This is a genomic window from Polaromonas sp. SP1, from assembly GCF_003711205.1.
In the GTDB taxonomy this organism is placed as follows: Bacteria; Pseudomonadota; Gammaproteobacteria; order Burkholderiales; family Burkholderiaceae_C; genus Polaromonas.
Genome location: NZ_CP031013.1, coordinates 3,049,895 through 3,068,829 on the forward strand (window position 1 = coordinate 3,049,895; position 18,935 = coordinate 3,068,829).

Below are 18,935 nucleotides of genomic sequence, written 5' to 3' on the forward strand. Positions count from 1 at the left end.
ATGGCCGCGCCGCTCCACATCCGCATGCATGCCGCAGACAATGTGGCCATCGTCGCCAATGACGGCGGGTTGCCTGCGGGCACGGTGTTTGCTGACGGCCTGCGCCTCGTCGACAAGGTGCCGCAAGGCCACAAGGTGGCGCTGGTCGATTTGCCCAAGGGCGCGGCGGTGCTGCGCTACAACGTGCCCATCGGTTATGCGCTGAAAGACATTCCCGCCGGCAGCTGGGTGCACGAGCGCCTGCTCGCCATGCCCGATGCGCGCGGCCTCGACGGCCTGCCGATGGCCACCGTCAAGCCGCCGCCACAGGCCCCGCTGGAGGGCTATACCTTCGAGGGCTACCGCAATGCCGACGGCTCGGTCGGCACCCGCAACATCCTGGCCATCACCACCACGGTGCAGTGTGTGGCCGGCGTGGTCGACTTCGCGGTCAAGCGCATCAAGGCCGAGCTGCTGCCGAAGTTTCCCAACGTCGACGACGTGGTCGGCCTGGAACACACCTACGGCTGCGGTGTCGCCATCGACGCGCCTGATGCCATCATCCCGATACGCACGCTGCGCAACATCAGCCTGAACCCCAACTTCGGTGGTGAGGTCATGGTGGTGAGCCTGGGCTGCGAGAAGTTGCAGCCCGAGCGCCTGATGCCGCCCGGAACCATCCAGATCGTCGACGAACGCAGCGTGGCCGACGTCGGCGCCAATGCCGAAGCGCCGCTCGATGTGGTCTGCCTGCAGTCCGAGAACCATGTGGGCTTCATGTCCATGATCGACTCCATCATGCAGGCGGCCGTGCTGCACCTGGAAAAACTCGATGCACGCCGCCGCGAGACCGTGCCCGCCAGCGAACTGGTGGTCGGTGTTCAGTGCGGCGGCAGCGATGCCTTTTCCGGCGTCACTGCCAACCCGGCGGTGGGCTTTTGCACCGACCTGCTGGTGCGCGCCGGTGCCAGCGTGATGTTTTCCGAAACCACCGAGGTCCGCGACGGCATCGACCAGCTCACCTCGCGCGCAGCCACGCCGGAAGTGGCGCAGGCCATGATCCGCGAGATGGCCTGGTACGACGCCTACCTGCAAAAAGGCCTGGTCGACCGCAGCGCCAACACCACGCCCGGCAACAAGAAGGGCGGCCTGTCCAACATCGTCGAAAAAGCCATGGGCTCCATCGTCAAGTCCGGCAGCTCGCCCATCAGCGGCGTGCTGGCGCCCGGTGAAAAACTCAGGCACAAGGGGCTGACCTACACCGCCACGCCCGCCAGCGACTTCATCTGCGGCACCTTGCAGCTCGCCGCCGGCATGAATCTGCACGTGTTCACCACCGGCCGCGGCACACCTTACGGCCTGGCCGAATGCCCGGTGATCAAGGTCGCCACCCGCAGCGACCTGGCGCGCCGCTGGCACGACCTGATGGACATCAACGCCGGCCGCATTGCCGACGGCGACGCCAGCATCGAGGAGGTGGGCTGGGAGATGTTCCACCTCATGCTCGAGGTGGCCAGCGGCCGCAAGAAGACCTGGGCCGAACACTGGAAGCTGCACAACGCGCTGGTGCTGTTCAACCCCGCACCCGTGACCTGATTTATCGCCCAAAAACACGCAAGGAGACATCACCATGCAACGCCGAACCCTGATTCACACTGCCATCGCCGCAGCCGCCGGCGGCCTGTCGGCCCTCTCTGCGTTGGCGCAAGGCGCCTGGCCCACCGGCAAGGCCATCACCTACGTGGTGCCGTTCCCGCCCGGCGGCAACACCGACACGCTGGCCCGCCTGATCTCGCAGCCGCTGTCCGTCGCGCTGGGCACGCCCATCGTCATCGACAACAAGGGCGGCGCCGGCGGCAGCGTGGGTTCGGCCATCGCGTCGCGCGCGCCGGCCGACGGCTACACGCTGCTGGGCGGCACGATCAGCTCCCACTCGATCAACGTCAGCCTCTACAGCACGCCCATCGGCTACGACCCGGTGAAGTCCTTCGCGCCCGTCGCCATGCTGGGCGTGAGCCCGCTGCTGCTGGTGGTGCCGGCCGCCAGCCCGCTGCGCACCCTGGACGATGTGCTCAAGGCCGCCCGCGCCAAGAACGGCGGCCTGAGCTCGGGCTCGCCGGGCATCGGCACCTCGCCGCACATGGCGCTGGAGCTGCTGGCCAGCCAGTCGGGCGTCAAGTTCACCCATGCGCCGTACAAGGGTTCGGGCCCGGCCGTGCAGGACCTGGTCGGCGGCCAGCTCGACATGATGTTCGACACCAGCCTGATCGTCGGCCCCCACATCCAGAGCGGCAAGCTGCGCCCGATTGCCGTGACCGGCAGCCAGCGCGTGCCCGCCTACCCGAATGTGCCGACCATCGCCGAGAGCGGCCAGAAGGGCTTCGACATGGTGTCCTGGCAGGCCATGTTCGTGCCCGCGAACACGCCGCAACCCGTGGTCGACCGCCTGCACGCCGAAGTGATGAAGGTGCTGGCCCTGCCCGATGTGCAGGCCAAACTCAAGGTGTTCGGCATGGAGCCCTCCAGCATGACGCCCGCGCAACTGCTTGCGTACCAGAAAACCGAGGTCGAAAAATGGGCCAAGGTCATCAAGGCCGCCAACATCAAGGCCGAATAGGCCCGTACCCCTTTCAGAGATCAACAGCAAACCACCATGACACAAGTTACCCCTTACCAATCCTTTCCGAACAGCTTCAAACGCGACCTGCTGGCCGGCAAAAAACTGATCGGCTGCTGGTCCTCGCTGTCCAACGCCATCACCACCGAGGTGCTGGGCGTGGCCGGCTTCGACTGGATCCTGCTGGACGGTGAACATTCGCCCAACGACATGGCCACCTACATCCCGCAGCTGATGGCCCTGAAAGACAGCCGCAGCGCGCCAGTGGTGCGCCCGACCTCCAACAACTCGGTGGAGCTCAAGCGCCTGCTCGATGCCGGCTTCTACAACTTCCTGATTCCCTTTGTCGAAACCGCCGGGCAGGCCGCCAGCGCCGTCGCCGCCACGCGTTACCCGCCGCAAGGCATTCGCGGCGTGTCGGTGTCCCAGCGCAGCAACAAGTACGGCACGGTGCCGGACTACCTCAAGTCCATCAACGACCACATCTGCGTGATGGTGCAGATCGAAAGCATCGCCGGCACGGCGGCAGCGGACGAGATTGCCGCCACCGACGGTGTCGACTGCATGTTTGTCGGCCCGTCCGACCTGGCCGCCGGCCTGGGCCACCTCGGCAATGCCGGGCACCCGGAGGTGCAGGCCGCCATGGTGAAAATTTTTGCCGCCGCCAAGAAGCACGGCAAGCCGGTCGGCATCCTGGCGCCGGTGGAAGCCGACGCACGCCGCTACATGGAGATGGGCGCGACGTTTGTCGGCGTCGGCAGCGACCTCGGCGTGTTCCGTGGCGCCACGCAGGCCCTGCGCGACAAATATCTCGCCTGATACCTCGCCTGATTTTCCCGTCATCCTGGATCGGGTCCGGGATGCACCTTGTGGACCGCGCGTGCGGAGCCACTGTTATTTTTTTTACGAACAAGGAGCATTTTTATGAGCAAGCTTGGATTTATCGGCCTGGGCATCATGGGCAACCCCATGGCAGCACACCTGATTGCGGCAGGGCACGAAGTGTTCATGACCACGCTGGGCAAAGTGCCGGCGGAGTTGTTGACGGGCAAGGGCAAGGCCTGCGACTCCATCACCGACGTGGTCAAGCAGGCCGACATCATCTTCCTGATGCTGCCCGACACGCCCGATGTGGCCAAGGTCCTGTTCGGCGAGGGCGGCGTTTCCGCAGCGCTGACCAAGGGCAAGACCGTGGTCGACATGAGCTCCATCTCGCCGATGGACACGAAAGAGTTCGCCAAGAAGATCAACGCCCTGGGCTGCGACTACCTCGACGCGCCGGTGTCGGGCGGTGAAGTCGGCGCCAAGGCGGCCAGCCTGACCATTATGGTGGGCGGCCCGCAGGCCGCGTTTGACCTGGTCAAGCCGCTGTTTGAACTGATGGGCAAGAACATCACGCTGGTTGGCGGCAACGGCGACGGCCAGACCTGCAAGGTGGCCAACCAGATCATCGTGGCGCTGAACATCGCCGCCGTGGGTGAAGCCCTGCTGTTTGCCAGCAAGGCCGGCGCGGACCCGGCCAAGGTGCGCCAGGCCCTGATGGGCGGCTTTGCCTCCTCACGCATCCTGGAAGTGCACGGTGAACGCATGATCAAGCGCACCTTTGCGCCGGGGTTCCGCATCGGCCTGCACCAGAAGGATTTGAACCTGGCGCTCAGCGGTGCTCGCACCCTGGGCCTGGCCCTGCCGCAAACGGCGGGTGCAGCGCAGTTGATGCAGGCCTGCGCCGCCAACGGCATGCAGGACCTGGACCACTCCGCCCTGGTGCGGGCGCTGGAATTGCTGGGCAACCACGAAGTGGCGAAGTCCGCGTCGTAAGCGGACAAAAAAGCTGCAAACGCGGAGCCCGAAGAGGCTCCCGGCGCAGCGAGGGATTGATGCAACTTTCCTTTTTTTTGAACATCCGGAGACAAACATGGCTATCAATCGACGTGAACTGATCGCGGCTTCACTGGCGCTGGGCGCCGGCGCCGCCACCGGCACGGCAAGCGCGCAGGCCGGCTGGCCGTCCAAACCGATACGCCTCGTGGTGCCTTACCCACCGGGCGGCTCATCAGACATCATTGCCCGCGCCATTTCGCAGCCGCTGTCCGAAGCGCTCAAGCAGTCGGTCATCGTCGACAACAAGGCCGGCGCCAACGGCAACCTGGGCGCCGACATCGTGGCCAAGTCCGCACCCGACGGCTACACGCTGCTGCTGTGCGACACCGGCGCGCTGGCCATCAGCCCTTCGGTCTACACCAAGCTGGGGTTTGACCCGTCCAAGGATTTGCGCGGCGTGACGATGCTGGCGTATTCGCCGCACCTGCTGGTGGTGCACCCTTCCGTGCCGGCCAACAACCTCAAGGAGCTGATCGCGCTGTCGCACAAGTCCGACCTGAACTTTGCGGTGACGGCCATGGGAAGCGCGCCGCACCTGGCCGGTGTCGCCGTCGAACGGGCCACCAAGGCCAAGTGGCAGTACATCCCCTACAAAGGCGGCTCGCAAGCGGTGAGCGACACCATTGCCGGCCAGACGCAGGTGCTGATGAACGGCATGCTGGCGACCTTGCCGCATGTGCAAAGCGGCAAACTGAAAATCCTGGGCGTTTCCAAGAGCACGCGCATGCCGCTGATCGGCAACGTGCCCACGCTGGCGGAGCAGGGCATTCCCGGCTTCGAATCCGGCACGTGGCAGGGTCTGCTGGTGGCCAACGGCACGCCGGCCGCCATCGTCAACCGCCTGAACACCGAACTCATCAAGATCATCCGCAGCCCGGACATCCGCGCCAAGCTGGCCGGGCAGGGCGCCGAAGTGGTGACCATGACGCCGGCGCAGCAAGACGCGTACTTCAACCAGGAACGCAGCCGCTGGGCCAAAGTGGTGGCGGAAGCCAACATCAAGCTCGACTGACGTGCTCCTGATTTGATAGCTGCTTGTCCATGATCCATAAGGGCTGGAGGCACTTTTCATGTAAAAGTTAAATCTCGCCATCCCGTTTTTAGCCAGCCATCGCCAGCCACCGAGACCGCCCAAAGAGGCGGCCGGACAAATTCCAAGACCAGGAGACACAATCATGCAAGCATCCCTCAAGGGCCTCATCGCCCTTTCTTTCGCCCTGTGCGCCGCAACGGGCATGGCCCAGACCAAACTGCGCGCCTGGAACATCCACCCCGACGGCTACCCGGTCTCTGAAGCCATGAAAAGCTTCGTCGAGCAGGTCGCCAAAAGCACCGGCGGGCGCTACTCGATAGAGCTGTTCAACAACGGCTCGCTGGGCGACCAGCCCAAAGCCGTGCAGATGCTCAAGAGCGGCGAGATCGATGTGGCCGAGTTCAGCTCAGGCCCGCTGTCCGACGCCGTGCCGGGCATCAAGGTGTTGAACCTGCCGTTCCTGTTCACCGACTCTGCGCACATGTTTCGCCACCTCGACGGCAAGCTGGGCGAGCGTTTTGCCGGCAATCTGAAGGCCGCCGGTTTTGTCGTGCTGGGCTGGTATGACGGCGGCGGGCGATCGTTTTACTGCGTCAAGCCCGTGAGCAATATCCGTGACCTTGCCGGTACGAGCATCCGGGTGCAGCAGTCCGAGATCTATATCGAGATGGTCAAGCTGATGGAAGCCAAACCGGTGGCCTTGCCCTTCAAGGACGTGCTCGGCGCGCTGGAGCAGGGCAAGGTCGATTGCGCCGAGAACAACATGCCCTCGTACGAATCGACCGGCCACTTCAAGGTGGCCAAAAACGTCTACATGACCAATCACGTCATTTCGCCGGAAGCCCTGGTGGTGTCGACCAAGCTGTGGGACAAACTCAGCAAGGAAGACAAGGCCGCCTTTACGGACGCCGGCGCAAAGTCCGCCATCCTGATGCGCGAGCTGTGGAACAAGCGGGTGGCCGCGGCCCTGGAGGCCACCGCCAAACAGGGTTCGCAATTCGTCAAGGTCAAGGATGCGTCGCCCATGGTTCGCCGCATGGGCCCGCTGTATGGAAAATACATGGCCGACCCGACCACACGCGAAGAGCTGCTGACCATCATTTCAAAATAAGCATTCCGGAAAACGCCCATGCTGCTTGACCCCGCACGCTTTGCACGAGAGATCGACGGCAAGCCCGTCGCGCTGTTCACCCTGCGCAACAGCCGGGGCATGGCTGTGTGCGTCACGAACTACGGCGCGAAGATCGAGCAGGTGCTGGTGCCGGACCGCGAGGGCCGCCTTGACGACGTGGTGCTGGGTTACGACAGCATGGACGGCGTGACCGGCGGAGCGGCCTCGGTGGGCGCCTTCATCGGCCGCTATGCCGGCCGCATTGCCCAGGCGCGCTTTACCCTGAACGGCAAGGAGCACGTGCTGACCGCCAACAACGGCCCGCACTGCCTGCATGGCGGCGTGAAGGGCTCGCGCTTTCGGGTGTTCGACGCCATGCAGCGCAGCGACGCCAGCGTTGAAATGAATTATGTGTTTGCCGATGGGGAGGAGGGCTTCCCCGGAGCGCTGGCGCTGCGCCTGACTTACAGCGTGACGGAAGCGAACGAGCTGGTGCTGGACTACGAAGCCATCGCGCGGGATGTGCCCACGGTGGCGAACTTCACCACGCATGCCTTTTTTAACCTTGAAGGCGCCGGCAGCCGCAGCGCGCTGGGGCATGAAGTGCAGGTATGTGCCCGGCGCTACTTCGGCATGACGCCTGACCTCATCGCGACGGGCGAGCTGCTGCCGGTGGAAGACACGCCCTTTGACCTGCGCAAGCCGGTGGTGCTGAACACGCGGGTGAAAGCGCCACAGGCCGCGGGGGGCCTGGCAGGCTACGACGACTGTTTTGAGATTGACCGCGCTGCCGTCAGTGAGGGGGAACTCGCGCTGTGCGCACGTGTGAGCGCAGCCGCCAGCGGTCGCGTGATGGAAGTCTGGTCCACCGAGCCCACGATGCAGTTCTACACCGGCCTGGTGGCCGGCGAGCCGCTGGCCGGCGGGCCCGGCAAGGGCGGCCGGGTTTATGTGCAGCAGCAAAGCCTGTGCTTCGAGCCGCAGGGCTATCCGAACGCCCCCAACCTGCCGGCGTTTCCGTCGGCCGTGCATGAGCCCGGCAAGGGCCGCCACGGCCGCACGCTGTACCGCTTCAGCACGTCGGCGTAAACGGCCCGGCGAGCATTGCCGTGCGTGTCAGAATGCCCGGCAACCAACAAGGAGCCAAACATGCAATGGTGGAAACTGGTGTTGCTGGTGGGTTTGCCGGCACACGTCCTCTGCGGGACGGCGTGGGCCCAGCAGGCTGAGCGCGTCTCGCCGCAGGTCATCAAATTGCCCCTGGTGATTGACGGCAAGTCCTTCGACGTCGTCACCCATGTCTACAAGCCCGCGGGCGACGGCCCTTTTCCCCTGGTGATCTTCTCGCACGGGCGCGCCCCGTCGCGGGTTGACCGGGCCAAACTCGAGAACCCGGTGTTGATAGGGCATGCCAATTACTGGTTGCGCAAAGGGGTGGCCGTGATTGCCCCGGTGCGGCCCGGCTACGGGGATACCGGGGGCTTCGACAGGGAGGACTCCGGCATCCGCTGGAGCGGCAAGGTGTGCACCGGCGATGCCGACTTCACCCGTGTGGCCAGCCACGCGGGCCAGACGGTCGTCGCATTGCACCAGTGGGCCTTGCAGCAGCCCTGGGTGCGCAAGGACAGGCTGCTGCTGGAAGGGCAGTCGGTAGGCGGCATGACGACGGTGTCGGTCGCCGCGCTCAACCTGCCGGGCGTCATCGGCGCCGTCAATTTTGCGGGTGGCTCGGGCGGTAATCCGGAAGACTCCCCCACCAGGAGCTGCAAGCCCGAGAACATGGCCAAAACGTATGGTGAGCTCGGCAAGCTGGTCAAGGTGCCCAACCTGTGGCTCTACGCCGAGAACGACCAGTACTGGGGCCCAGAGGCTCCCAGGGAGTGGCATGAGGCCTTCAAGGCCGGCGGCAGCGACACCCAGTTCATCCAGACCGGCCCGCTGCCGGGCCACGACGGGCATGCGCTGCTGACCTACGGCGGCAAGATGTGGTCGGTGCCACTCGATGCCTTCGTGCGCAAGGTCGGCCTGACGGCGCCTTGAACATCTTCCAGGCATCAAAAAGCCCGGCGCCTTGCGGGGCCTGGCAATCGGATCCCTGATGTGTCTATGGAAGAAGTTCGGTTTTCTGGTTGAGGTCTTCAGCGCACTGATCAGATGCGCTCCGTCAGCGAGAAGAAGAAATCCAGCATATGGAAATGGTCGTCATGGAAACGATCCTCCATGGCGGCCAGTTGATCCACGGGAATCCATTCAGCGGCGGCCGCGTCGTCGGCCGCCTGCACTTCCGGCAACTGGCGTAAGCCCAGGTCAAAGAAGTGGGCATGGGTGATCACGCGGCCGCGCAGGCTGCGGTCCGGATGGTCAAACACGTGGACCGCTTTCAGCGCATTTTTCATATCGCCATCCAGCAAACGCATCCGGGTTTCTTCTTCCAGTTCACGCAAAGCGGATTGGTATACGGTTTCCCGCTGCTCGATGAACCCGCCCGGCACGGCAAACAAGCCCTTGCCTGGGGAACGCCCGCGCTGGATCAGCAGCACGCGGTCACCGCATTTCACGACCGCATCTACCGTCACAAAAACCGGCGCATAGGGAGAGCCGGCCCACTTTGCCTTTTCCAGCCTGAGGCTTTCCCACTCTTGCGCGAGTTCAAGGAAGTAAGGCAAGGCCGCCCAGGTGCGGAGAAATGCAATGGTGCTGGCCGGCGCCTGACTCACCAGGGCGGCGAGTGCCGGTTCCAGCGCCGCGCCGGCATTGCCAAAGTAAGCGTCACGCAAAGCGCTTGCGTCGATCCTGCCTTGCGATGGGACGGCATCCAGCGTCCAGCCGGGAAAGTTCTTCAGGTACTCGCTGGTCGCATCTTTGAAATGCCCGATGAGCACGGGGGATGTCCCGGACTTCCCGCCCGTCAGTTCCGCCACACCGTGCTTGACTGCCGACACCCAGCGGTCCTGGTCATAGTAGTCACGCACAGGCAGAAAACGGATCCGGTCCCGGTCCGCCTCGGGCAGCGCCAGGCGGATCATTTCTGCGCGCTCCTGCCAGGTAAAAGGGTTTTTGGGCGTACGCGCCTGCCAGGCCGAGCCGAGCACGACGATGCAGAGCGGGGCCGCGTCCAGCGCCCGGCGCAGCAGCGCGAGCTGCCCGTTGTGAAAGATCTGGAAGCGGCCGATGTAGACCGAGACCTCGTGTTTTTGGGGGCTTGATGTCATGGCGACCTAGTGGAATTTGGCGGCGATCGGCATCTGCCGGCCGGAACCGAAAGCGCGTGCGCGCAGACGGATGATGGGAGGCGCCTGCCGGCGTTTGTATTCGTTGCGGGCGATCATGCCCTTGATGCGTTCGATCATCGCAATGTTCTCAGGGGCGCGACGCAGCTGCGCGACGAAAGCCGACGCTTTCTCGTACTCCCACGCGGCCAGGCGCCGGCCTTCGATCAGAAGCTTGAGCACCTCATCGAGCACCGGATACGGTGGCAGGCTGTCCACGTCTTTCTGATCGGGCGCCAGCTCAGCGGAGGGGGCTTTGTCGATGATGGCCTGGGGAATGATTTCTTTGCCGGCCGCTTCGTTGAGGTAGCTTGACAAGGCGAACACCTCGGTTTTGTAGAGGTCGCCGATCAGGCCGAGGCCCCCGTTGGTGTCGCCATAAAGCGTGCAGTAGCCCACCGAAATCTCGGACTTGTTGCCCGTGGTTAGCAGCAGGTGCCCGCAGCTGTTCGAGTATTCCATCAGGATGGTGCCGCGCGCTCGCGCCTGAAGATTCTCCAGTGCGATGCCCTGCAACGCCTGGCCGAAGGCGGCTTCAAAGCCACCGGAAAATTCGCTCACGATACCGGCGATCGGATGGTGCAGCAATTCCACGCCGAGGTTGCGGCACAGGGTTTCAGAATCATCGACGGAGCCGGCCGACGAGAAACGCGATGGCATGGTGATGGCGGTCACGTTGGCGGGCCCCAGGGCTTCGGCGGCAAGCGCCAGGGTCAGTGCCGAATCAATCCCGCCGGACGAGCCGATCACGGCGCGGGTGAAGCCGCAGCGGCGCGCATAGTCCTGCAGGCCGAGCACGATCTGGCGCCGGTAGAACGCCATGGTCGGCAATCCCTGGGCAGGGACCGCGGCCGGCTCATCCCCGGCCAGCGTGAGAAAGCGGCCGTTCTCGAAGCGAAGGGTTGTCACGTCTTCGGCGAAGCGTTCGGCCTCAAACACCACGCCGGCCTTAGGCTCCACCGCGAACGATGCGCCGTCATACACAAGCTGGTCATGGCCGCCAACCTGGTTGACGTAGAGGATGGGCAACTGGTTGCGTTTGCTGGCGGCGGCGAAGATCTGGTGGCGCTGCTCGCGCTTGCCGATGTTGGACGGACTGGCATTGATGGAGATCACAAGGTCAGGTGCGGCGTCGCGCATGCGGTCAAAGGGATTGATCGCGTAGTCCAGGCCCTCGTCGTTCCAGCCGTCTTCGCAGATCAGCACGCCCACCTTGGCTTCGCGGATGCGCAAGACCTTGGCCACGTCCTGGCCGGGTTCAAAGTGGCGGCGCTCGTCGAAGATGTTGTAGGTGGGCAGCAACTGCTTGGCATACTCCAGCAGCACCTCGCCGCCCTTGATCACGCACAGGGTGTTGCGCAGCTTCTTGCCCGGCGCTTCGCGGCGCGCTGGAAGGCCTATCACCCAGTAGAGGTTGGGGATCTGGCGCGAAGCCAGCAGGAGATCGTGGAGGGCCGCATCGACACGCTCCATGAAGCCTTCTTCTTCCAGCATGTCGCCGGGGTAGTAGGCTGTGAGCGACATTTCGGAGAAGACAACGATGTCGGATTGGTCACTCCAGGCCTTGCTGGCGGCCGTAACCATCTTGGCCACGTTGCCGGAGAGATCGCCGATCGTGAAGTTCAACTGGGCTGCGGTGATTTTGAGCATGGTGTCCTTAAGCCGATGCAGGGAAACGGAAGACCTGGCGCAGGTAAGCGAGGAAGGTCTGGTCGTTGCATAGCGTCTTGCCCGGGCTGTCCGACAGTTTGGCCACCGGCCGGGCATTGGCGCCGGTCAGTTTCATGACGATGTTCAGCGGTGTGAGCCCGACATCGTTGGTGAGGTTGGTGCCGATACCGAAGCCGGTCTGGGTGCGCCCGGCAAATGCGCGGTAGAGCTTGAGCGCGGTCGGCACGTCCAGCCCGTCAGAGAAGACCAGGCGCTTGTTTTGCGGATCGACGCGCAGCTTGGCGTAGTGGGCCAGGGCTTTCTCACCCCAGGCAAATGGGTCGCCGGAATCGTGGCGCAGGCCATCGAACAGCTTGGCGAAGTAAAGGTCGAAATCCGCGAGGAAGGCGTCCATGCCGACCACGTCCGTCAGCGCCACACCCAAATCCCCGCGGTACTCCTGCACCCAGTCTTCCAGTGCGGCGCGCTGGAAGTCGCGTAGCGTCATGCCGAGCGCCTGGTAGGTCTGCAGGTATTCGTGAGCCATGGTACCGATGGGTACCAGGTTGAGCTCGCTGGCCAGCAGCACGTTGGAAGTGCCTTTGAAATACTGCGGAACTTCCTGTTTGAGCGTGGTGACCACCTCGGTCTGCCAGTCGCGCGAGAAGCGGCGCCGCACGCCGAAGTCGAAGAACTCGAAGGGATTGCGCAGTGAGGGTTCTTTTTCGAAGGCCCGCAGGATGTTTATCTTGTCCTGCAGGCGCTTGCGGCCTTCTGCAAGCGCGGCGGCCTGGTCCGCGCGGCGGAAGTAGAGCTCGTTGACTATGGCCAGCACGAAGATTTCGAAGGCCATGGTGTGCACTTGCGGGCCCACGGCTTTGATCACCAGCGTAGGGCCGTCTGCCGTGGCCTTGATGAATTCCCGCTGGAGCTCAAAGATGCGCAGGAAGTCCACAAAGTCGCTCTTGATGAAGCGAAGGCTCCGCAGGTAGGCCAACTCCTCAGGCTGAAAGCGCAAGGTGCAGAGATGGTCCAGCTGCGCATTGACCTCTCCCAGCAGCTCACCCAGCGGGTAGCCCGGCTGGTTTCGGCAGACAAAGGTGTATTCGGCCTCGGTCTGCGGGTGCCTGTGCAGCATGGTTTGCCACATGGTGAACTTGTAGAGGTCGGTGTCCAGCAGGCTTTGGATGATGGGTTGCATAGTGGCTTTGTGGGGAAAGGGGGGGGCGGTCAGGCGTTCGCTTGCAGGGTGCTCAGCATCGCCGCGCTTGTTGACAGCACGGCGCCGCGGTGAGCCATGTCATCCAGGAAAGCCTGGTGCTGCGCTTCAAAGCCGCCGACGGGACTCATGCAGTCGGTGAGCAGCACCACCTTGCCTGGCTTGCCGGACGGAAGGTTTTCAACAATGTGCTCGGTGGTCGCTTTCACGCAGTGGCTGCTGGCTTCGCCGGCGATGATGAGCAGGTCGGCCTGGTCCAGTGACGCGATCAGGGCCGTATTGAGCTGCGTTGCCGGGTCCTCTTCATCCGGCACCTCGGCCTGCATGGCGCTGTAATGCTCCGTCCAGGGGTTGCTGCCCTTGTTGATCTTTTGCACCATGGCAAGGCGGCTGTCTTCCCAGCGGTTGTAGGCGGCTTTCACGGCGGGGTGCACGTTGTGGCCCCAGCTGCCGATTTCGCAGTGCACCGGCCAGACCATCAAGGTGTAGCGGCCGCGCTGCTCCAGCTCGTCGATGTAGGCCAGGGCTCTGGGCAGCATCGCAGCATCCCTGGGCAGGTAATCGCCCTTGCGTACTTGTGCGGCGGTGATCGGCGTAAATGGCCCCACGTCTGCACCGGCGCCGGTCTTCCAGAACGTCGGGTGAGCAATGTCAAACCTGTGATGGGAGTCCAGCGTCACGCCAATGGCGGAAATACCGGATGCACCTTTCTGTATCAGCGCGGCCAGGCGCAGCATGTCCGCATGGGCGCCTGCAACGGGCAGGGAGGGAGAAGCGATGGCCCCCGTCACAGGATCCATGGGCCGCCAGTCGACAGGCAGATCGCAAAAGTCGTTTTGCGGGTCGATGATCAGAAGCTGGATGTTTTTCTTCATGCTGTCCTCTGTTGATAGTGATTGGGTGCAATGCTGCCGATTCTCGCAGCAGCGGATTGCCGTTATTCCACCAGGACTCCCTTGGTGGCACAAATACCGATGCGGGCTTCCATGCCTGCGGTAAATCGCAGGAAGTCCGTTTCCATGCCGTCCGAGAAAATCACCCCGTTGTCCGGCATGCGTGAGCGCAGCGTCAACACATCACATTCTTCGATCTCTCCGTAGAGCAGGGATGTCTGTGAAGCCCGGCTGGAAAACGGCTCCCGCACGGCGAAGATCAGGTGATCCGTGTCTCGCGGCATGGGCTCATAGCCGTCACCCTGACCGTGCCCCACAGCGTTGGCAATACCGATGGAGCCGGTGACGATGCTCTTGAGCCATGCCGTTGATCCCAGCCCGGTCGAGACAATGAGGCCGGAAGACGATTGCGCTTCCTTCACGCCCCGGAACTCGATGTCGTAAAGCGCCGAGGTATGGCTTTTGGGGCCTATGAAGAGGTCGTTGACGCCTCGCAATACCTGTCCGTCGGACAGGCTGGCCTCCGCCATGGTGACCAACGAGGTGGTGCGGCTGTCCCTGGCGACGCCGGGCAGCACTGAGGCGACCTGCGCCGGCTCAAAAGGCAGCAGAACGCCGTCCCAGCGTTTAGGCTCTGGATTTACACCGATCAACGGCTGGCCGTTCAGGTACTTCAGGGTGTTGGCCACCATGCCGTCCTGGCCCAGTGTCACCACGATGTCGTCGGCCGCGAAGATGTAGTTGGTCAGGTGCGCACGGTCGATGATCTGGTAGCGGCCCCAGGCCTGCAGCGCTTCAGCGACCACCCTCAAGCTGGAGGCATAAGCCTCGTTCTCACGGAGGTAGTCGGTAAAGTCGGCGCCGAGGTGTTCCAGGTAGAACTGGGCCTGACCCAGGGTCTGGTAGCGCGCCACCAGCTCTTCGAGCCGGGTCTGGCGCGTGACCAGTACGACCTTGCGGTTCTCGGCTGCAGACATGTTTGCTTCCTTTCCTGTTTCTACTTATTTCCGGGCGGCATTCGCACCGGCCAGCAGCGAATTGAGCAGTTCGGGCGACATGTTGAGCTGGCCGATCTTCTCGGCCTTGTCGGCGATGCCGCCAAAGGCCTGGGCGATCAGCTGGGCCGGGTCCATGCCGGCCGAAGCCAGCGCCTGGATGGTGCGGGGATCGACCGCCTGGAAGGTCTTCATGATGGCGTCCAGCCGGGCGGCTTCCGCCTCGGCCAGGGTGCGGGAGTTGGCTGCCTGGCCGTTCACGTAGAGCTTGCGTTTTTCTTCGAGCGCCACGTCCGAATCCATCTGCTCTGTGCGCAGGGCGTTTTCCTTGCGCATCACCGAAGCCTTGGCCGCCATCTTGGCGTCCTCGATCTGGCTGCGCTTGTCTTCCACGGCAACTTCGGTGTCCAGTTCGTTCTCGCGGATGGCGCGTTCATTCTGGACTGCCGCCATTCGGCGCAGGTAGATCGCATCGTCGGCAGCCTTGAGGTTGGCCTCGCGGGATTCGGCTTCCAGGGCTCGCGCGATATCGGGGGTCGGCTTGATGGCCAGAATAGAAACGCCCAGGATCTGCAAACCCAGAGCGGCAATTTCGGGCTGGGCGCCCAGACTGGCTTCGGCATGCCGGGCGATTTCGGCGGAGGATAACAGGGCTTCCTTGAGCGTCAGCGCCTGGACTTTTTGCTGGATGATGACCTGTACCTGCATGCCGACGCGGTCACCCAGCTTGAGCGGATCATCCGAGGCATAGCCTTGTCCGCTGGCCTTGAGCGAGAAGTCCATCAGGCGCGCCGTCAACTGAGGCGTTTTGACCTGGTAGGTGGCCTGGCCCTGGACCGTGACGTTCTGGAAGTCGGAGGTCACCAGGGTCAGCATGAAGGGGTGGTGGGCGCTGGCCACGGGCACCGCCACCACGGTAGAGGTGGGTGCGTAGTAATAGAAGGACTGGCCCGCGCCTTCCCGGACGACTTTGCCTCTTTTGAACTGGATCAAATGAACCGTGGGCTGGGACTTGATGAACCGGATACCTAACATGGTGAACGCTCCTTGTGGTTAATTGCTTTTTAGGTTGTATTGAACAACCTATGTATGAGTTGCATAATACAACTTAATTCAAGTTTGTCAAACAGGAGTCAAATAAATGGCAACCAAACCGAAACACCTGGACTTTGAAAGACCGCTGACAACGGTCGACGTGGTGATCTTCACCGTGCTGGACGAACACTTGCAGGTTCTCTTGGTGAAGCGGCCTGTGGGGCCTGAAGAGCCGTTCCCGGATGCATGGGCGCTGCCTGGTGGTTTTGTGGATGTGGACAAGGACGACTCGCTGGAGGCCTGCGCCAAACGCAAGCTGCTCGACAAGACGGGTGTCAAGAGCCCCTATCTGGAACAGCTTGGCAGCTGGGGCGGCAGTGCGCGCGACCCTCGAGGGTGGTCTGCAACGCATGCCTACTTTGCCTTGCTGCCCGCAAACTCCGTGCAACTGGTGCAGGACGAGGTCAAACCGGCCAAGTGGCATCCGGTGGAGCAACATTCGCCCCGGAAGCGACTGGCGTTTGACCACGGCGACATTCTGCAAGCCGCACTGGAGCGCCTGCGAAGCAAGGTGGAATACACCTCGCTGCCGGCCTTCCTCCTGCCGGAGCCGTTCACGCTGCCGCAACTGCAGAAGATGTATGAGGTGGTATTGGGGCGGCCTATAGACAAAAGCGGTTTCCGCACGCGTGCACTGGCGGCGGATTTTCTGAAAGAAGAAGGTCTTCTCGACGTAGGATCGCCCCGGCCTGCCATGGGCTACCGCCTGAAAGACAGGCGTGCAGTGATGTATTTTCCGAGGACCTTCAGTCCCCGCAGTTAAGAGAGCTGCTTATGCCGGACTCTGCGCGGTGTACACCGTCTCGACCGGCACCAGCAGATTTTGATCATCATCCGTGGCTTGTAGTCGCTGCGATGCGACAAAGCTGCTCATGTCGATCACCTCCAGCAACTCAGTGGTGGCCAGAGCGCGCAGGGCCTCCCCGCGCAAACCGAGCTGGATGGCCCGGCGGGCGAGGTTCGCGCCGGACGGTGCGTGGTCCGGATCCCTCTGGCGCCTGACATTCGAAGCCGCAACCGCGGTTTGCCATTCCTGTGGGCTGGCGTAGGCCTCGCTGTCGAACGTGGAAGGCACGGCACCTGCCAACAACGAATCAAAGAACGTGCGCCTGAGCCTCAGACCCAGAACTCCCTCTTGCCCTTCTTTGCTACCCCAGCCCGAGCGATACATCATCCACAAGAAGTTTGGCTTGATCCAGCTCATGCGGTCAAAGCTGAAGTCAGGGCCTCCCAACTGCCCGTGCGCAACGGCGTACGCGGCCGTACTGGGTCGATAAGCCTGGTAAACGACGATGGTATCCGCGTCGTGGTGCGCCAACACATGGCGACCCTCTGTCGGCCATAGCCGTCGCTGCTGTATGTGGGGAGCCGTGGGTAACTTCATTCCAGGCTCCCGGCGTCGATGATAGAGAGGTAAACCGCTGGTACGTGGTCAGTCAGCCACACGTTGTTTTCCGACCGAAAGAACAGGTAACCTTCTGCCGCCATGCGCTGGGTGTCCACCGCAAGCAGAACCGGTTGACCATAACGCCGGCCCACCGCGGTAGCCGTTTCGCTGCTTTCGCTCAGGTGGACGTGATGACGCTGACGTTTGGTCAAGCCCTCGGCCAGGATGGCGTCGAGAGAGCGCGATGCCGTGCCGTGATAAAGCCTCGCCGGCGGCGTCAAAGGCTGCAAGCCAAGTTCAATGTCAACAGAATGGCCCTGGTTGGCGCGGATGTACAGGCCGTCTTCGCTGAAGGAAAAGCGTTTTTTATCGCTTGTTTCAACTACTTTTTCGAGCAACGCACGGGAAAGTGGCTGGTTGGCCGACGCAGCCCTGGCGAGCAGCTCCTCGACATTGGCCCAGCCGGCCGCATCCAGTGAAAGCCCGATGGTGGACGGCTTGTGCCGCAGTACCAGGCTCAGGAACTTGCTGGTGCTGGTGAGGTGCTGTGGGGTCATAAATTTTCCTTCTTTTTGTTATAAGTTGACTTATTAGGTTGCTTTAGACAACCCATATGGTTGTACAATACAACCAATTAGAAAGGAAGTCAAATCCATCAACTTACTGACCGGTGATGAAACCGGATCTGTGGCGAATACCCAAATATGTTGAAGTTCCTTAACCCGATGGCAACTGACTTGCAGGAATATTGTTGATGGAAGATGCGGAACGCTATCGAGGGTGCTTGCTGGGGCTTGCATGCGGTGATGCCGTGGGAACCACGGTGGAGTTTATGTCGCGAGGCAGCTTCGAACCGGTTACGGACATGAAGGGAGGCGGACCGTTCGATCTGCGGCCCGGTGAGTGGACTGACGATACGTCGATGGCTTTGTGCCTAGCGGCCAGTCTTGTGCACTGCCAGGGGTTTAATCCGGTGGACCAAATGAATCGGTATTGCAACTGGCGCAGCGTCGGGTACATGAGCAGCAATGGAAAATGCTTCGACATTGGCGTCACGGTGGCTACGGCACTGAATCGCTATCTTTTGACCCAAGACCCTTTTGCGGGTCAGCCTGATCCGAAAACCGCAGGAAACGGCGCATTGATGCGCCTGGCGCCGGTTCCCATGTTCTTCCGCGGAAATGAAGCGGACACCTTTCGCTTTGCCGGCGAAAGCACGCGCACAACGCATGGCGCGCAGGAAGCTATCGAGTGCTCACGCTTGTTTAGCCTGCAGATCCGGGCTGCATTGTTGGGCGCTACCAAAGAGACGATTCTTGCAACCAAGGTACCCGAGCCCTTGTCCGTCAATGTCGCTGCGATAGCCGCGGCGGAATTCGCCGGCAAGCCACGAGAGGCTATCAAGGGGTCAGGCTATTGCGTTGAGGCGCTGGAGGCTGCACTCTGGTGCTTTATTCACACGGCGTCTTTTGAAGAGGCCGTCCTTGCCGCGGCGAATCTTGGCGATGATGCCGATACCACAGCCGCCATTTGCGGGCAAATTGCCGGCGCCCATTACGGCAGCCAGTCGATTCCCGCTGCGTGGCTGGAGCGCTTGATCATGCGCGAGGATATTGAACTTCTCGCCGATAGTCTCTTGAAAAGCTCTCTTGATGCATGAGTTTGTGGGTTTCGCCTCGACCGGCAGCGTTCAATAAGTTCATCAAGATTGATGCGCGCAGTTGGCGCAAAAATGTGTCGGGCCGCGCTATCGATAAAAGCGGCGGGCATCAAAAAGCCCGGCGCCTTGCGGGGCCGGGCTTTTGA

The 18,935-nt window shown here is 62.6% G+C and carries 18 protein-coding genes; 10 read left to right on the forward strand and 8 right to left on the reverse strand.

The window, feature by feature from the left end:
• From garD to DT070_RS14555, 8 genes are all read left to right on the forward strand, one after another.
• Complete coding sequence (gene garD / locus DT070_RS14520; protein WP_194965914.1) at positions 1–1,575, forward strand: galactarate dehydratase; 1,575 nt, start codon at positions 1–3, stop codon at positions 1,573–1,575.
• A gap of 34 nt (positions 1,576–1,609) precedes the next feature.
• Positions 1,610–2,596 carry a tripartite tricarboxylate transporter substrate binding protein gene (locus tag DT070_RS14525; protein ID WP_122956047.1) on the forward strand — a complete coding sequence of 329 codons (987 nt, stop codon included), beginning with the start codon at positions 1,610–1,612 and terminating at the stop codon, positions 2,594–2,596.
• Positions 2,597–2,632: 36 nt separating this feature from the next.
• Positions 2,633–3,415 carry a 2-dehydro-3-deoxyglucarate aldolase gene (gene garL / locus DT070_RS14530; RefSeq protein ID WP_122956048.1) on the forward strand — a complete coding sequence of 261 codons (783 nt, stop codon included), beginning with the start codon at positions 2,633–2,635 and terminating at the stop codon, positions 3,413–3,415.
• A 105-nt stretch (positions 3,416–3,520) separates the two neighbouring features.
• Positions 3,521–4,414, forward strand: coding sequence for a 2-hydroxy-3-oxopropionate reductase (glxR, locus tag DT070_RS14535; protein WP_122956049.1), 894 nt, complete (start codon positions 3,521–3,523; stop codon positions 4,412–4,414).
• 97 nt (positions 4,415–4,511) lie between these two features.
• The gene (locus DT070_RS14540; RefSeq protein ID WP_122956050.1) at positions 4,512–5,489 is read left to right on the forward strand and encodes a tripartite tricarboxylate transporter substrate binding protein; all 978 of its coding nucleotides are present in this window, start codon (positions 4,512–4,514) and stop codon (positions 5,487–5,489) included.
• Positions 5,490–5,652: 163 nt separating this feature from the next.
• The gene (locus DT070_RS14545; protein WP_194965913.1) at positions 5,653–6,621 is read left to right on the forward strand and encodes a TRAP transporter substrate-binding protein; all 969 of its coding nucleotides are present in this window, start codon (positions 5,653–5,655) and stop codon (positions 6,619–6,621) included.
• Between the two features lie 18 nt (positions 6,622–6,639).
• Complete coding sequence (locus DT070_RS14550) at positions 6,640–7,710, forward strand: aldose epimerase family protein (protein ID WP_122956051.1); 1,071 nt, start codon at positions 6,640–6,642, stop codon at positions 7,708–7,710.
• Between the two features lie 60 nt (positions 7,711–7,770).
• Positions 7,771–8,661, forward strand: coding sequence for a dienelactone hydrolase family protein (locus DT070_RS14555; RefSeq protein ID WP_122956052.1), 891 nt, complete (start codon positions 7,771–7,773; stop codon positions 8,659–8,661).
• Between the two features lie 110 nt (positions 8,662–8,771).
• Here the strand turns inward: DT070_RS14555 and DT070_RS14560 are convergent, their stop codons facing one another.
• The 6 genes from DT070_RS14560 to DT070_RS14585 all read right to left on the reverse strand — a co-directional run bounded on the left by DT070_RS14560 (position 8,772) and on the right by DT070_RS14585 (position 15,682).
• Positions 8,772–9,833, reverse strand: coding sequence for an NUDIX domain-containing protein (locus DT070_RS14560; RefSeq protein ID WP_122956053.1), 1,062 nt, complete (start codon positions 9,831–9,833; stop codon positions 8,772–8,774).
• A gap of 6 nt (positions 9,834–9,839) precedes the next feature.
• A complete protein-coding gene (locus DT070_RS14565) occupies positions 9,840–11,540 on the reverse strand; it encodes an NAD+ synthase (RefSeq protein ID WP_122956054.1) in 1,701 nt (566 codons plus the stop codon).
• A gap of 7 nt (positions 11,541–11,547) precedes the next feature.
• Positions 11,548–12,741, reverse strand: a complete 1,194-nt coding sequence (gene pncB, locus DT070_RS14570) for a nicotinate phosphoribosyltransferase (RefSeq protein ID WP_122956055.1) — start codon at positions 12,739–12,741, stop codon at positions 11,548–11,550.
• Positions 12,742–12,770: 29 nt separating this feature from the next.
• A complete protein-coding gene (locus DT070_RS14575) occupies positions 12,771–13,634 on the reverse strand; it encodes a cysteine hydrolase (RefSeq protein WP_122956056.1) in 864 nt (287 codons plus the stop codon).
• 62 nt (positions 13,635–13,696) lie between these two features.
• Entirely contained in the window at positions 13,697–14,629 is a 933-nt protein-coding gene (locus DT070_RS14580) for a sugar kinase (RefSeq protein ID WP_122956057.1), read from the reverse strand.
• A 24-nt stretch (positions 14,630–14,653) separates the two neighbouring features.
• Positions 14,654–15,682 carry an SPFH domain-containing protein gene (locus DT070_RS14585; RefSeq protein ID WP_122956058.1) on the reverse strand — a complete coding sequence of 343 codons (1,029 nt, stop codon included), beginning with the start codon at positions 15,680–15,682 and terminating at the stop codon, positions 14,654–14,656.
• A 106-nt stretch (positions 15,683–15,788) separates the two neighbouring features.
• Here DT070_RS14585 and DT070_RS14590 point away from each other — a divergent pair, with 106 nt between their 5' ends.
• Entirely contained in the window at positions 15,789–16,505 is a 717-nt protein-coding gene (locus DT070_RS14590) for an NUDIX domain-containing protein (protein WP_122956059.1), read from the forward strand.
• 9 nt (positions 16,506–16,514) lie between these two features.
• Here DT070_RS14590 and DT070_RS14595 read toward each other — a convergent pair whose 3' ends face one another.
• Positions 16,515–17,126 carry a DUF4291 domain-containing protein gene (locus DT070_RS14595; RefSeq protein WP_122956060.1) on the reverse strand — a complete coding sequence of 204 codons (612 nt, stop codon included), beginning with the start codon at positions 17,124–17,126 and terminating at the stop codon, positions 16,515–16,517.
• Positions 17,123–17,686: an RNA 2'-phosphotransferase gene (locus DT070_RS14600; RefSeq protein WP_122956061.1), complete on the reverse strand. Its 564-nt coding sequence runs from the start codon at positions 17,684–17,686 to the stop codon at positions 17,123–17,125. Before DT070_RS14600 ends, DT070_RS14595 begins: the two co-directional genes overlap by 4 nt.
• Before the next feature lie 197 nt (positions 17,687–17,883).
• Here DT070_RS14600 and DT070_RS14605 point away from each other — a divergent pair, with 197 nt between their 5' ends.
• Positions 17,884–18,789: an ADP-ribosylglycohydrolase family protein gene (locus DT070_RS14605; RefSeq protein ID WP_122956062.1), complete on the forward strand. Its 906-nt coding sequence runs from the start codon at positions 17,884–17,886 to the stop codon at positions 18,787–18,789.
• Positions 18,790–18,935: the final 146 nt, after the last annotated feature.